The sequence below is a fragment of the Streptomyces sp. NPDC017936 genome, assembly GCF_044328485.1.
Lineage (GTDB): Bacteria > Actinomycetota > Actinomycetes > Streptomycetales > Streptomycetaceae > Streptomyces.
Genome location: NZ_JBIRHK010000002.1, coordinates 437,271 through 451,433, shown reverse-complemented (window position 1 = coordinate 451,433; position 14,163 = coordinate 437,271). Strand labels below are relative to the sequence as shown.

Sequence of the window (14,163 nt, the reverse complement as noted above, 5' to 3'; positions counted from 1 at the left end):
GTGCTGTCGTGCCGTGCGTGCCCGGCCTGCGCGGAGCCCGCGGACGTCAGGGGGCTGCCGCGGCCGGGGAACCGGGGCGGCCGCGGGATCCGGGGGCGGCCGCGGGATCCGGGGGCGGCGCGGGAGCCGGGGAGGCCGCGGGGTCCGCTGGGCGGCGCGGGAGCCGGGGCCGCCGCGAGGGCCGGGACGGCTCGGGAGCCGTGGCGGCCGTGGCGGCCGTGGACGCTACCGGGCGGCCGGGACCGCGTCGGCGAGTGCGGCGATGTCCGCGAGCATCCGCCCGCTGTCGGGTTCCCGGCCGGTGAACAGGCGGAAGGCGTCCACCGCCTGGAAGACGGCCATGCCGCCGCCGTCGAGGGTCGCGCAGCCCCGCTCGCGCGCGGTGCGCAGCAGTGCGGTCTCCAGCGGCCGGTAGACGACCTCGGCCACCCACAGTCCGGGGGTGAGCAGTTCGGCGGCCAGGGGCAGCCCCGGATGGGCGGCCATGCCGGTGGGGGTGGCGTGGACGAGGCCGCCGACGCCGTCGGCTCCGGCGAGCAGTCCGGGGAGGCGGTCGGGCGGGGCGGCCGCGGCCCGGCCCTCGCCGAAGTGTCCGTCGAGCGCGTCGGCGAGGGCGGCGGCCCGCTCGGGCAGCGCGTCCACCACGGTCACGCACCCGGCGCCGAGGGTGAGGAGGGCGTGCGCGACGGCGGCGCCGGCGCCGCCCGCGCCGAGCTGCACCACCCGCTCCAGCGGGGCGTCGGGCAGACCGCGCGCGAAGGAGGCGGCGAAGCCGGTGACGTCCGTGTTGTGGCCGATCGCCCGGCCGCCGTCGAAGACCACGGTGTTGACCGCGCCGAGCGCCCGCGCCTGCGGCGCGAGGCCGTCCAGGTGGGGGATGACGAGCTGCTTGCACGGGTGGGTGATGTTCAGCCCGTCGAAGCCGAGGTCGCGCGCGGACCGCACCAGGTCGCCGACCGCCTCCGGCGGCACCCCGAGGACATCGATGTCGATCAGCCGGTACAGGTAGCGCAGCCCCTGGCGGTCGGCCTCCCGCTCGTGCAGCGCCGGGCTGAGGGACGGGCCGATGCCGGAACCGATCAGTCCGACGAGATACGAGTCCTTGGTCACGCGGACCTCCTGAGCAAGCCCTAATGTACGAACCAGTACGTTAGCTATATCAGCCGAACGGGTTCCCCCGGAAGACCCCGAAGGCGCCGCCCGGTGCTGCTTCTACAATCACCGGCACCGGCCCCACACCTGAAGGAATCCGATGACCAGCGTCGACGAACCGGCACGACCGAACGGGCGGACCCGTGACGCCGCCCGCACCCAGGCCGAGATCCTCGACGTGGCCACCCAGGAGTTCGCCCGGGTCGGCTACGCCGGCGCCCGCGTGGACGACATCGCCGCCCGCACCCGCACCACGAAGCGGATGATCTACTACTACTTCGGCGGCAAGGAGCAGCTGTTCACCGCCGTCCTGGAGCGGGCGTACGGCGTGATCCGCGACGTCGAACAGCAGTTGGACGTCGAGCACCTGGACCCGGTCGCGGCCATCCGCCGGCTGGCGGAGCTCACCTTCGACCACCACGAGCAGCACCCCGACTTCATCCGCCTGGTCAGTATCGAGAACATCCACGAGGCCGAGCACATCGCCGCCTCGGAGAAGCTCGGCCGGATCGGCTCGCCCGCGCTCGACGTGATCCGCCGGATCCTGGCGGCCGGTCAGGAGTCCGGCCTGTTCACGGCCGACGTCGACGCCGTCGACCTGCACGCGATGATCAGCTCGTTCTGTTTCTTCCGGGTGGCCAACCGGCACACGTTCGGGGCCCTGTTCGGGCGGGACCTGGTCGACCCGGCGCAGCGCGAGCACTACCGCACCATGCTCGGCGACATGGTCATCGCCTATCTGACGGCGGAGCGGACGGCCGGCTGAAGCCGTCGCGCGGCCCCCCTTGACACCGGCGAAACGCGGGCGCAACATCCCTACCCAACCGCTACTAACTATCCAGTGCGTTAATTAGCCGGGTAGCACCCGGCGCAGCCGCCCCGTCACCCCAGGGATCCGGCCCCTTCCCCGCTTCGTGTCGTCCCGCACTCCGCATCCGCCGGAGTCCCCTCGAAGGAGCCCGCCGTGTCCGTCCCCGCAGCACCCCACGACGCCTCCCCGCCCGGCCAGCCGAAGAAGGCGGCGGCGGCCGCCTGGATCGGCAGCGCGCTGGAGTACTACGACTTCTTCATCTACGGCAGCGCGGCGGCGCTGATCTTCCCGGAGGTCTTCTTCGACGAGTCCGACCCGGCCACCGCGACCCTGCTGTCGCTGGCCACCTTCGGCGTCGCCTACGCGGCCCGTCCGGTCGGCGCGCTCTTCCTCGGCCACTTCGGCGACCGCCTGGGCCGGAAGAAGATCATGGTCTTCACGCTCGTCCTCATGGGCGTGTCCACGTTCCTCATCGGCTGCCTGCCCACCCGCGCGCAGGTCGGCACGCTCGCCCCGGTCCTGCTGGTGCTCTGCCGCGTCCTCCAGGGCGTCTCCGCGGCCGGTGAGCAGGCCAGCGCCAACTCCATGACGCTGGAACACGCCCCACCGCACCGGCGCGGCTTCTTCACCAGCTTCACCCTGAGCGGCACGCAGGGCGGGCAGCTGCTCGCCACGCTGGTCTTCCTCCCGGTCGCCGCCCTGCCCGAGGAGCACCTGCTGTCGTGGGGCTGGCGGGTGCCGTTCTGGCTGAGCATCGGGGTCGCCGTCGTCGGCTACGTCATCCGCCGCAAGCTGGAGGAGACGCCGGCGTTCGCCCAACAGGCCGACGGCGAGGGCGTCGTCAAGCTGCCGCTGGCGGTGCTGCTGCGCGAGCACTGGGCGGACGTGCTGCGGGTGATCGCGGGCGCGCTCGTCGCCTCGGTCTCCACGATCTTCACCGTGTGGGCGCTGTCGTACGCCACCGGCGACTCGGTCGGGATGAGCCGCTCCTCGATGCTGTGGGTGGGCGCGCTCGCCAACCTGGTCGCGCTCGCCGCGATCCCGCTGTGGGCCTCCCTGTCCGACCGCATCGGCCGCCGCCCGGTGTTCCTGATCGGCGCGGCGGGCAGCGCGGCGACGATGTTCCTGTACCTGTGGGCGATCTCCAGCGGCTCCTACCCGCTGACCCTCGTGCTCGGCGTCGTCGCCTTCGGTGTCGTCTACAGCGCCGCGAACGGGGTGTGGCCCGCCTTCTACGGCGAGATGTTCTCCACCCGGGTCCGCCTGTCCGGGATGGCGATCGGCACACAGATCGGCTTCGCCGTGGCCGGTTTCGCCGTCACGTTCGCCGCGCGGATCGCGGGCCCCGACGGGGACGACTGGCTCCCGGTGGCGCTGTTCACCGCGGCGCTGTGCGTGCCGCCGGTGATCGCGGCCCTGTCGGCGCGGGAGACCGCGAAGGTCCCGACCGGGCAGCTGGGCGAGCGCGCCCCGCGGGGGACGCCCGAGCCGGAGACGGTGCCCGTCTGACCGCGCCGCCCGGCCGGCTTCCCGTCCCGGAGCCCCCGGACGCCTTCACGGCGCCGGGGGCTCCGGGACGAGGGCGGGGGGCCGGGCCGGGCGGGCGGGGCGTCGTCCGGGGGCCCGGGCCTCACCGGTCGGACCACCCGCGCCGGCACAGGACCAGCCGGTACCCGTCCGGGTCCTCGAGGGTCACCCCCCACTCGTTCCAGTACGGGTTGGGCGACCGCACCCGCTTCCCCCCGTGCGCCTCCAGCCGGCCCACCAGGTCCTCCGGCACGGGGCCGTCGACGTAGACCACCAGCAGGTCCTCCTCGGTGGGCCGCGGCTCCACGGGGTGGGCGGGGTCGTGGACCAGTTCCAGGTGCCAGCCGGCGTCGGGCCAGCCGAGCATCAGCAGGCGGTGGGCGCCGGGTTCGCCGCCGCCCTCGGCGCGCCACAGGACGCTCAGTCCCAGTCCCCCGGCCCAGAAGCGCTCGGCCGCGCCGAAGTCGCGGGACGGGCGGGCGAGACGGATGTGGCTGCGGCCGTCGACGGGCATCGTGGTCTCTCCTCGGCTTCGCGGTGCACTGCCGGGCAGCCTAGGAGGGCGGCCCCCGCCGGGACATCGGGCGGACGGCCTGCGTCCCGGGGCGTAGGCCTCGGCGCGCCCGCGCACGCCGTCGCGCGTTCACCGGCCCTCACCGCCGGCGCACGCCGGTGCGCGCTAGCCCTCGTCGGCGACCCTGGGGATGCCGTACGCCCGCTCGACCCGCAGGCGCAGCACCAGGCGGCGGTCGCGGACCATGGCCGCGCGGTAGTCCTCCCAGTCCGGGTGTTCGCCGAGGACGTCGCGGTAGAGGCGGACGAGTTCCTCGACGGTCTCGTCGTAGGGGTGCCCGGCGACCGGCGACAGCTCGGCGGTGGCCTCGACGACCGTGTAGGCGCGGTGGTCGGTGCTGGACACGTGGTACGAGGCCCGTGGATCGCGGCGCAGGTTGCGGGTCTTGGCGCGGCCGTCCGTGACGGAGATCCGGATGACGCCCTCGTCCGGGTAGTAGTGGTGGCTGACGTTCGACACCTGGGGACGGCCGTCGCGCTTGAGGGTGACCAGCACCCCGTCGCGCCCGTCGGAGAGCAGGGCCAGCAGGGCGTGCCGCGTCGTGTCCTGAGTCATGTCCGGCACAACCGGCGGGAGGCCCGCCCGCATTCCCCGTTCCGCTCCCCCGGCCCGCGCCGCCCCCGCCCGGCGGGTAGACAGTGTCTACGGAGAGCTGGTAGACACTGTCCATGAGCGATGAGGAGAAGTCCGGGACCGATCTGCGGGTCCGGCTGGTGGACGTGGGCGTGGAGCTGGTGGCCCGGGAGGGCGCGGGGGCGCTGACGCTGCGGGAGATCGCCCGGCGGGCGGGCGTCTCGCACGGGGCGCCGCGCCGCTACTTCCCCACCCACCTGGAACTGCTGTCGGCCATCGCCCGCCGTGGCTTCACCGAGCTGGCCGGCCGGGTGACCGCGGCACTCGGCGACGGCACCGCTCCGGCCCGCACGCAGCTGGACGAACTGGCGCACGCCTACCTGCGGTTCGCCCTGGACAACCCCGGCATGTACGAGCTGATGTTCCGTCACGACCTGCTGGAGAGCGGCCGTCTGGGGCTCCGGGAGACCAGCCTGCCGCTGTTCGGGGTGCTGGTGGAACTGGTCGGACGCGTGCGCCCCGCCGCCGACGCCCGGGCGGTCGCGGGCGCGCTGTGGGCGAACCTGCACGGCATCGCCCAGCTGTGGCGCTGGGGCAGCCTCCAACTCGCCACCGGCACCGACGACTTCGCGCCCCTGCTGCGGACGGCCCTCGACGCGCACCTGGGACCGGAGGCCGGCCGGTGAACCGTCCGATCGTCCTCGCGAGCAGTGTGGCCGGCGCCGTCGTCGTCGCCCTGGACGGCACCGTCCTCACCGTCGCCCAGCCCGTGCTCCGGCGCGACCTGGACGCCTCCGTCACGCAGGTCCAGTGGACCAGCACCGGCTATCTCGTCGCCGTGGCGAGCCTGTTGGTGTTCGCCGGGCGGCTCGGCGACCTCCCCCACGGATTGCGGCGCGGGGGCGCCCCCCTCGGGCACCGGCGCCTGTTCGCCCTCGGGATGCTCGGCTTCGGGGCCGCCTCCGCGGGCATCGCGGTGGCGCCGGGCGTGGGCTGGGTGATCGCACTGCGGGTCGTGCAGGGCGTGTTCGGGGCGCTGCTGCAGCCGGCGACGCTCGGGATGCTGAGGGTCGCGTACCCGCCGGACCGGCTGCGGCGGCCGATCGCGGTGCGCACGGCCGCGATCGGGCTCGCGGCCGCGGCCGGGCCGGTGGCGGGCGGGGCGCTGTCGACCGCGTTCGGATGGCGGGCGGTGTTCCTGCTGAACGTCGTGCCCGCGCTGGCGTTCGGCCTGCTCGCCCTCGCCTCCCCGGACGAGCGGGACGAGCGGGACGTGCGGGAGGAGCGGGAGGAGCGGGGGGAGCGGGGGGAACGGCCGGGAGAGCGGGGGACGGACGAGGGACGGGACCGGCGGGAGCGGCCCGGCGGTCCGCGGCGCCCCCGGATCGCCGCGGCCCTGGACGTGCCCGGTGCGCTGCTGCTCGCGGTGACGCTGGCCGGCCTGGTGCACACCCTGGTCGCGCCGCCCGGGACGACCGGCACGGCCGGCGCCGTGGTGGCCGTCGTCGCCCTCGTCGCCGGCGCCGCGTTCGTCCGGCACGAGCGCCGCGCGCCGTTCCCGCTGCTGCCCCCGGACGTCGTCGGCTCCCCGGCGGTGGGCGCGGCGCTCGCCCTGCTGGTCGTCGCGTCGGCCGCCCTCAACGGCGCGCTGTTCGCCTGTGTCCTGCTGCTCCAGGACGGCCTGGGGTTCACCCCGCTGCGCACCGCCCTGCTGAGCCTTCCGCTGGCCGTGCTGCTGATCGCGGCGGCGCCCGTGTCCGCCGTCCTGCTGCGCCGGGCCGGCGCCCGCCCCACGGTCGCCGGGGCGACGGCCGTCCTCGCGACCGGCCTGCTCGTGCTGGCGCGGGCGTCCGGCCCGACCGCCCTGTGCCTCGGCTTCGCCCTGCTGGGCGCCGGTTTCGGCACGGTGATGGTCGCGGCCACCCATGTCGTCGTGCGGCAGGTTCCCGTGCGGGCGGCCGGGGTGGCGGGCGGGTTGCAGCAGACGGCGATGAACGTCGGGCCGGTGCTCGGCGTGGCGTCGGCGACCGTGCTCATGGGGCACGCCGGCAGCCGGTCGCCGCTCGTCGTCCTGGCCCTGGCGGCCGCGGCGGCGGTGCCCGTCTGCCGGGCGCTCCCCGGCCGTGCGCACCCCGCCCCGCCCGACACCGGCCCGCCGCACCCCGGCCCCGACGGTCTCCCGGCGCCCCTGCCCGAGGGGGTTTCCGCAGCTCGGAGCGGAGCAGAACACACCGGTCACGAGGTCGAGGGGGGCGCCTTCCCGCCGTCCCCGCGCGACCATGAGAGCTGAGGCCGTCCCGGCGGGCACGCCGGGCCGCACCTCGCACGAGCGCACCGGAGGAGAGCGATGGCACTGCTGCGACAAGAGGTCGACCCGAGCGAGGCGGGACTGGACGCGAAGGCACTGGACCGCGTCGACCGGCACGTCGCCCGCCTGGTCGACGAGGGACGCCTGCCCGGCTTCCTCCTGGCCGTCTCCCGCGGCGGCCGCGTCGCGCACCTCACCACGTACGGCCGCCGCGACATCGCCGCCGCGCTCCCCGTCGAGCCGGACACCCTGTGGCGGATCTACTCGATGACGAAACCGGTGACGTCGGTCGCCGCGCTGATGCTGGTGGAGGAGGGCCGGCTCTCCCTCGACGACCCGGTCGCCGACCACCTGCCCGCCTTCGCCGGGCAGCGGGTGTACGCCGGCGGCCTGGGCGAAGGCCTGACGACGCGCCCGGTGGAGCAGCCCGTCCTGGTGCGGCACCTGATGACGCACACCGCCGGGCTGACCTTCGCCTTCTACCACTGCCACCCCGTGGACGCCCTCTACCGCGAGGCGGGGCTGGAGTCGGCGGTGCTGCCCGGCTCGGACCTCGCCGGGACCGTCGAGGCGTACGCCCGCCTGCCCCTCCAGTTCGAGCCGGGCACCCAGTGGAACTACTCGGTGGCCACCAACGTCCTCGGCCGGATCATCGAGGTCGTCTCCGGGCAGCCCCTGGACACGTTCCTGGCCGAGCGGATCTTCCGCCCCCTCGGCATGCCGGACGCCGGTTTCCAGGTCGACGACGACCAGGCGGGCCGGCTGGCCGAGCTGTACGGCGACACCGAGGACGGCCGGCTCGAGCCGATCCCCGGGCTGCCGCTGTCCGGCCGCCCCCGGTTCCTGTCGGGCAGCGGCGGCATGGTGGCGACCGCCTACGACATCCACCGCTTCATGGAGCTGCTGCGGCGGCGCGGCGAACTCGACGGCACCCGTCTGCTCTCGCCGGGGACGGTGGACCTGATGACCCGCAACCACCTGCCCGGCGGCGCCGACCTGCGCACGGTCGGCAGCCGCCCCGCGCACGACGAGCCCGGCAACGACGGCGTCGGCTTCGGCCTCGGCGTCTCCGTGGTGATCGACCCGGAGCGCACCCAGGCCCCCTCCGGTCTCGGCACCTACGGCTGGAGCGGGGTGGCCACGACGACGTTCTGGGTCGATCCCGGCCGCGACCTGACGGTGCAGTTCCTGACGCAGGTCAGGCCGCGGAGGTCGCTGAAGCTCTACCCCGACCTCAAGCGCCTGGTCCACGAGGCCGTCACGGACTGACCGGGCCGCCGCTCAGGTCCCCGGCCCGGCCGCGGGTGCTCGAGCGGCGGCCGGGCCGCCGCCGCGACGGCCCGGAGGGCGCTCAGGACCAGTGCGCCACCGCGTCCAGGTGGGGCAGCCGGTGGTCCATCCGCTCGCGCTTGGTGCGCAGGTACGTGATGTTGTTCTCGCACGGCTCGATCAGCAGCGGCACCTCCTCCGCGACCTGGATGCCGTTGTCCACCAGCGCCTCCCGCTTGCGCGGGTTGTTCGACATCAGGCGGACCGAGCGCACGCCCAGGTCGCGCAGGATGTCGGCGGCCGCCTTGTAGTCGCGGGCGTCCACCGGGAAGCCGAGCGCGACGTTCGCCTCGACGGTGTCCAGGCCCTCCGCCTGCAGGGCCATCGCCCGCAGCTTGCCGAGCAGCCCGATGCCCCGCCCCTCGTGGCCGCGCAGGTAGACGACGACGCCCCGGCCCTCGGCGACGACGGCCCGCAGCGCGGACTCCAACTGGTCGCCGCACTCGCAGTGCTGGGAACCGAACGCGTCGCCGGTCAGGCACTCCGAGTGCAGCCGGGTCAGCACGTCCTCGGTGCCGATCTCTCCGTACACCAGCGCCACTTGTTCGTCACCGCGGTCGTGGTCGAGGTAACCGATCGCCTGGAATTTCCCGTACACCGTGGGCAGCGGCGCATTCACGACGCGTTCGACACCGGTGCGCTGCGGGGACTTCTTGCCGAGCACGCCCATTTTTTCTGTCATGATCTGGTTCCTAAGCAGAGACGAAAGGCCGGGAAACGATGAGTGGTTCGGGAGAACGGACGGCTGTGCACGGGCTTTTGCCGGCCGACACCACCGAGGACGTGCGCACGCGTGGCGCGGACCGGGCGGTCCAGGTGGCGGTCCTTCCCGTCGGGAGCTTCGAACAGCACGGGCCGTACCTGCCGTTGGCCACGGACACGCTGGTGGCGTGCGCCATGGCCCGGGAGATCGCCGCGGCGTATCCGGTGCACCTGCTCCCGCCGGTGACCATCGCCTGCTCGCACGAGCACGCGGCCTGGCCGGGGACGGTCAGCATCTCCTCCGTGACCCTTCACTCGGTGGTACGGGACATCGCGGCGTCGCTGCGCCGCTCGGGCGTCGAGGCCCTGGTACTGGTCAACGGGCACGGCGGGAACTACGTCCTGGGCAACGTGGTCCAGGAGTCGTCCGCCCGCGGCGGGCGGATGGCGCTCTTCCCGGCCCCGGAGGACTGGGAGGCGGCGCGGGAGCGGGCCGGGGTCGCGACCTCGCTCCTCACCGACATGCACGCCGGGGAGATCGAGACCTCGATCCTGCTGCACGCCCATCCGGAACTCGTCCGGCCCGGTTACGAGTCCGCCGATTTCACCGCGGACGACCGTCGCCATCTGCTCACCCTGGGAATGTCGGCCTATACCGATTCAGGCGTCATCGGCCGTCCTTCCCTGGGGTCCGCGGAAAAGGGCGAGGAAATCCTGGCGAGCCTGGTGGATTCCTTCGGCGCGTATTTCTCGCTCCTTACGGCGACGGCCGCGGATTCCTCCGGGGGCGGGGCCGTGGATTCCCCCGGCGCCGGGGCCGGGGAGTCCGCCGGGACCGGGGCCGGGGAGGGCGAGCGCGGGTAGTGCCGTCCGGACGCGCGGCCGGGCTCGGCGTCCGCCGCGACGGCGCTCCCGGCCGCGTCCGCCGGCGAGCCGGCCGCCGTCCCCTCCCGCAGCCCCGCCCACCAGCGGGCGACGAGGACCACGGCGCCCGGCAGCGCGGCCACGAAGCTCAGCACCCCGTACACGACGGAGACCGCCAGCCCGGTGTGCGCGCCGAGGCCGGCCGCGCCGAACGCCCAGGCGGTGGCGCCCTCGCGGGGGCCCCAGCCGCCGACGTTCAGCGGCACGCTCATCGCGAGCAGGGCGAGGACGGCGAGCGGCAGCAGCGTGCGGACCGAGGCGGTGGATCCGACGGCCCGGGCGGCGACGACGAACGTCGCGACGTGCCCGGCCAGGACGACGACCGACGACAGGGCGACGCCGGGCCCGTTGCGCCGGGACAGCAGCCCCTCGCGCGCCTCGGACAGCGTCGCCCGCACCCGGCCGCCCCCGCGCCGCGCCGGGGAGTTCAGCCGTACGGCGAGGACGACGGCGAGCGCGCCCACCGCCCCGAGGGCGGCCGGCGGGGCGAAGTGCCGTACGTCCGCCATGACCGGCGACGGCAGCGCGAACAGGACCGTCGCCCCGGCGAGGGCCAGCGCGAGCTGCCCCGCGGTGCGTTCCAGCACCACGGCCCGCACACCGCGGCCGACGTCGCCGGCGCTCTGCCCGTGCCGCACCGCGCGGTGGACGTCGCCGAGGATGCCGCCGGGCAGGGCCGCGTTCAGGAACAGCGAGCGGTAGTAGTCGGCGACGGCGGTGCCGAGCGGCAGCCGGATGCGCAGCCCGCGCGCCACCAGCGCCCACCGCCACGCGCTGCACACGGTGGTGACGGCGCCGATCCCGAGCGCCACCAGGAGGGTCGGGACGTCGATGCGGCGCAGTCCGTCCAGGAAGACTCCGGTGCCCATCCGCCACAGCAGCACGGCGAGGACGGCGACGCCGACGAGGGTGCCGAGGTGGGGGCGCACGGCACGCAGGACGCGCGGCGCGCGCCGCCGCTCCGCGGCCGGAGCACCGGCCCCGGACCGGGACACCGCCCCGACACCACCGACGCGCTCCGAAGCCACGCCCGCGCCGTGACCGGAACCCGCCGGGACCACGCCCACCGCCGCCCCGGCCTCCGCGCCCGCGCCCTGCGTGGGAACGCCCGCGCGGACCACGACCGCGCCGCGGCCGGAACCCGCCGGGACCACGCCCGCCGCCGCCCCGACCTCCGCGCCCGCGCCCTGCGTGGGAACGCCCGCGCGGACCACGACCGTGCCGCGGCCGGAACCCGCCGGGACCACGCCCACCGCCGCCCCGACCTCCGCGCCCGCGCCCTGCGTGGGAACGCCCGCACGGACCACGACCGCGCCGCGGCCGGAACCCGCCGGGGCCGCGCCCGCCGCCCGCCCGGCCGTCCCGGTGCCGGCCGGGCGGGCGGCGGCTGCGGTGTGCGTGCCGCCCGTGCCCCTGCCGTGTCCGTGGCGCCGGGCCGGTGTGCCGGTCCGGCGGCGTCGTGGGGCCGGTGCCGCGCCGGCGGCGCGGACCGCGGGCCGCACGGTCCGCACGCGCGCCCCCGCCGCGTCCGCGCTCATCACGCGCCGCCCGTCGGCCGGGCCAGGGCCAGCAGGTCGCTGTGGTGGACGGTGACGCGCAGCTCGCCGGCCGCGCAGGCGGCGAGCCGGGCCGCGAGGTAGGTCTCGGCGCGGGCGGCGAGTGCGGGCCGCTGCTCGACGGCCGCGCCGACCCAGCCCCGCAGCCACTGCTCGGTCAGGGCCGCCTCCTCGGGGCCGAGCCGCCAGGGGCTGGGGTGCACCTTGACCGTGGCGCCGTGCGCGGCGAAGGCCTCGCAGGCGACGGTCACCGCGTCGGGGCCGAGGAGGCCGTCGCGCCGCTGGTGGTCGTTGAAGGCCGCGGCGATCTCCTCGTCCAGCGGGTCGTGCGGGGTGAGTTCGACGCGTCCGGCGACCGAGAGGGTCAGCAGGGCGGGGCAGCCGGCGCCCGCGCAGGCCTCGGCGAGGGTCTCGACCTCCTCGCGGGTGAGGACGTCCAGCAGCGCGGAGGCGGTGACCAGCGAGGCGCCGACCAGGGCGTCCGGGGTCAGCCGGGCGACGTCGCCGCGCCGGGTCTCGACGGTGACCCGGCTGCCGTCGGCGGCGGCGCGCGGGGAGGCGACGGCCGCGAAGTGCAGCAGGTAGGGGTCGCGGTCGTGCAGGATCCAGTGCTGGGCCCCGTCGAGGCGGGGCGCGAGCCAGCGCCCCATCGACCCGGTGCCGCAGCCCAGGTCGTGGACGGCCAGCCCGCCGCAGCGGCCGGGCAGGTTGGCGAGCCGGATCCGCAGCGGGTCCAGCAGGTCCGTCGCCCGCGCCGCCGCGTCGGCGGGCTCGCGCAACTGGAGCCACTCGGGGGCGTAGCGGGGCGGCTCCTCCGGGCCGGCGTCCTCGCGCAGCCGCACGGTGGGCCGCTCGCCGGGGCGGGTCACGGGCCCGGCGCCCGCGATGACGGCCGACGCGTCCGTCCCCGTGGCCGCGTCCGTGCCGGTGCCGGTGTCCGTGTTCAAGGAGGCCTCCCGGGGCCCGGGTTGAGCCGGTATGTGTCCCACGCGCCGGGCCAGGTCCGCCGGGGTGGCCGTCGTCTTCCTCATGCCGCCCTCCGGGGTTCGCCCGGCAGCCGGCCCAGGACGCCGGCGAGGCTCTGGGCGGTGGACGCCCAGCCGTTCAGGGCCGCGCGGCGGCCGCGCGCGGCGGCCTTCAGCCGGCGGCGCACGTCCGCCTCGCCGAACCAGCCGCGCAGTTCGGCCGCGAGGGCGGCCGGGTCCTCCGGCGGGACGAGGATGCCGGGGACACCGCCGTCGGGGGCGCGGCCGACCGCCTCGGGCAGCCCGCCGACGTCCGTCGCGAGGACGGGGATGCCGCGGGCGAGCGCCTCGGTGACGGCCATGCCGTACGTCTCGGCGTAGGAGGTGAGGACCATCAGGTCCGCGGAGGCGTAGGCGGCGTCGAGCGCGGCGCCGGTCTTCGGGCCCGCGAGTTCGAGCCGGTCCTCGAGGCCGTACGTCCGGATGAGGCCGCGCAGGTGCGCGACGTACTCGGGGTCCTGGCCGAGGCCGCCCACGCACACGCAGCTCCACGGCAGGTCGGTCACCGCGGCCAGGGCCTCCACCAGCCGGTGCTGGCCCTTGCGCGGGGTGACGGAGGCCACGCACAGCAGGCGGGAGACCCCGTCGGTGCCGGAGGCGAGGGGGGCGATGTCGGCGCCGGGGGCGGCGACGTGGACCTTCTCGGGGGCCAGGCCGTGGTGGGAGACGAGACGGCGGACCGCCCAGTCGCTGGTGGCGATCACCGCGGGGACGGCGCGCAGCACCTCGCGTTCCCGCGCGTCGAGTTCGGCCGCCACCTCGGGGGCGAGGCCGCGTTCGTCGCCGAGCGGGAGGTGCACGAGGACGGCGAGCCGCAGCCGCCGCGCCTCGGGCACGACGACCTCGGGGACGCCGCAGGCGACGAGTCCGTCCATCAGCACGGCCGTACCGTCGGGCAGCTCCCGCAGGACGCGGGCGAGTTCCGCGCGGGCGGGCGCCGCGGGCCGGGGCCACTCGCCGGTCGCCAGGTGCTTGTGGACCTGCCAGCCGAAGCCGGGCAGGTCCAGGCAGAGGCGCCGGTCGTAGGCGTTGCCGCCGCTGGGGTTCGACGGGTCGTCGACGCCGCCCGGCATGACGAAGTGCACGGAACGCAGGGACATGGGGATGATCCCGCCGGTCTTGGGCAGCGCGGCCTGCGCGGGCACGTAGGCGAGCGGGGCCTGCTGCACGGCCTTCTCCAGGGTCACGTCGGTCACAGGGCACGCTCGTAACTCGCCCAGGCGACGTGCGACTCGTGCAGGGTGACGGAGACGGCGGCGATGCCCCGCGCTCCCTCGCCGAGCGCGCCCCGGTGGATCCGGTCGGCGAGCCGGTCGGCGATCACCTTGGCGAGGAACTCGGTGGAGGTGTTGACGCCGGCGAAGTCGGGCTCGTTGTCGAGGTTTCTGTAGTTCAGCTCGCCGGTGACGGCGGCGAGTTCCTGCGTGGCCAGTCCGATGTCGACGACGATGTTGTCGTCGTCCAGCTGCTCGCGGCGGAACGTGGCGTCCACCAGGAACGTCGCTCCGTGCAGGCGCTGCGCGGGCCCGAAGACCTCGCCGCGGAAGCTGTGGGCGATCATGATGTGATCGCGGACGGTGACACTGAACAACGGACGACCCTCCAGGTGCGGCGCGTCTGGTCCCCCGGCCGTCTTCCGCCGGGGGATGCCGTGTAGTACGGCTCTTCGCTTCCCCGTGTTC

General features: G+C 75.6%; 13 protein-coding genes and 1 pseudogene. 6 read left to right on the top strand and 8 right to left on the bottom strand.

The window, feature by feature from the left end; translation table 11 throughout:
- Nucleotides 1-225: 225 nt before the first annotated feature.
- Nucleotides 226-1,110, bottom strand: coding sequence for a shikimate dehydrogenase (locus tag ACH4F6_RS05515; protein WP_397958566.1), 885 nt, complete (start codon nt 1,108-1,110; stop codon nt 226-228).
- A gap of 142 nt (nt 1,111-1,252) precedes the next feature.
- Between ACH4F6_RS05515 and ACH4F6_RS05510 the strand changes: the two genes are divergently transcribed.
- Both ACH4F6_RS05510 and ACH4F6_RS05505 read left to right on the top strand, forming a co-directional pair.
- The gene (locus tag ACH4F6_RS05510) at nt 1,253-1,918 is read left to right on the top strand and encodes a TetR/AcrR family transcriptional regulator (protein WP_397958565.1); all 666 of its coding nucleotides are present in this window, start codon (nt 1,253-1,255) and stop codon (nt 1,916-1,918) included.
- Between the two features lie 198 nt (nt 1,919-2,116).
- Nucleotides 2,117-3,472, top strand: a complete 1,356-nt coding sequence (locus ACH4F6_RS05505) for an MFS transporter (protein WP_397958564.1) — start codon at nt 2,117-2,119, stop codon at nt 3,470-3,472.
- Between the two features lie 121 nt (nt 3,473-3,593).
- Here the strand turns inward: ACH4F6_RS05505 and ACH4F6_RS05500 are convergent, their stop codons facing one another.
- Both ACH4F6_RS05500 and ACH4F6_RS05495 read right to left on the bottom strand, forming a co-directional pair.
- A complete protein-coding gene (locus ACH4F6_RS05500) occupies nt 3,594-4,004 on the bottom strand; it encodes a VOC family protein (protein ID WP_397958563.1) in 411 nt (136 codons plus the stop codon).
- A 165-nt stretch (nt 4,005-4,169) separates the two neighbouring features.
- Nucleotides 4,170-4,619, bottom strand: a complete 450-nt coding sequence (locus tag ACH4F6_RS05495) for a TIGR03618 family F420-dependent PPOX class oxidoreductase (protein ID WP_397958562.1) — start codon at nt 4,617-4,619, stop codon at nt 4,170-4,172.
- Nucleotides 4,620-4,732: 113 nt separating this feature from the next.
- On the opposite strand from ACH4F6_RS05495, the gene ACH4F6_RS05490 reads away from it, so the two are divergent.
- Genes ACH4F6_RS05490 through ACH4F6_RS05480 form a run of 3 tightly spaced genes read left to right on the top strand, consistent with a single transcriptional unit; the run spans nt 4,733 to nt 8,214 of the window.
- On the top strand, nt 4,733-5,323 hold the full coding sequence (locus tag ACH4F6_RS05490; RefSeq protein ID WP_397958561.1) for a TetR/AcrR family transcriptional regulator: 591 nt from the start codon (nt 4,733-4,735) through the stop codon (nt 5,321-5,323).
- Nucleotides 5,320-6,927, top strand: coding sequence for an MFS transporter (locus ACH4F6_RS05485; RefSeq protein WP_397958560.1), 1,608 nt, complete (start codon nt 5,320-5,322; stop codon nt 6,925-6,927). Before ACH4F6_RS05490 ends, ACH4F6_RS05485 begins: the two co-directional genes overlap by 4 nt.
- A gap of 57 nt (nt 6,928-6,984) precedes the next feature.
- Nucleotides 6,985-8,214, top strand: coding sequence for a serine hydrolase domain-containing protein (locus ACH4F6_RS05480; protein ID WP_397958559.1), 1,230 nt, complete (start codon nt 6,985-6,987; stop codon nt 8,212-8,214).
- 82 nt (nt 8,215-8,296) lie between these two features.
- Here ACH4F6_RS05480 and ribA read toward each other — a convergent pair whose 3' ends face one another.
- The gene (gene ribA / locus ACH4F6_RS05475; RefSeq protein WP_397958558.1) at nt 8,297-8,956 is read right to left on the bottom strand and encodes a GTP cyclohydrolase II; all 660 of its coding nucleotides are present in this window, start codon (nt 8,954-8,956) and stop codon (nt 8,297-8,299) included.
- Between the two features lie 38 nt (nt 8,957-8,994).
- On the opposite strand from ribA, the gene ACH4F6_RS05470 reads away from it, so the two are divergent.
- A complete protein-coding gene (locus tag ACH4F6_RS05470; protein WP_397958557.1) occupies nt 8,995-9,840 on the top strand; it encodes a creatininase family protein in 846 nt (281 codons plus the stop codon).
- 185 nt (nt 9,841-10,025) lie between these two features.
- Here ACH4F6_RS05470 and ACH4F6_RS05465 read toward each other — a convergent pair.
- From ACH4F6_RS05465 to ACH4F6_RS05450, 4 genes and pseudogenes are all read right to left on the bottom strand, one after another.
- Nucleotides 10,026-10,769 (bottom strand): annotated as a pseudogene (locus ACH4F6_RS05465) (YbhN family protein); the annotation flags it as partial.
- Between the two features lie 668 nt (nt 10,770-11,437).
- Nucleotides 11,438-12,487 carry a hypothetical protein gene (locus tag ACH4F6_RS05460; protein ID WP_397958556.1) on the bottom strand — a complete coding sequence of 350 codons (1,050 nt, stop codon included), beginning with the start codon at nt 12,485-12,487 and terminating at the stop codon, nt 11,438-11,440.
- Complete coding sequence (locus ACH4F6_RS05455) at nt 12,484-13,677, bottom strand: glycosyltransferase family 4 protein (RefSeq protein ID WP_397958555.1); 1,194 nt, start codon at nt 13,675-13,677, stop codon at nt 12,484-12,486. The genes ACH4F6_RS05460 and ACH4F6_RS05455 overlap by 4 nt, the downstream gene beginning before the upstream one ends.
- Nucleotides 13,674-14,072: a 6-pyruvoyl trahydropterin synthase family protein gene (locus tag ACH4F6_RS05450; RefSeq protein ID WP_397958554.1), complete on the bottom strand. Its 399-nt coding sequence runs from the start codon at nt 14,070-14,072 to the stop codon at nt 13,674-13,676. Before ACH4F6_RS05450 ends, ACH4F6_RS05455 begins: the two co-directional genes overlap by 4 nt.
- Between the last annotated feature and the right edge of the window lie 91 nt (nt 14,073-14,163).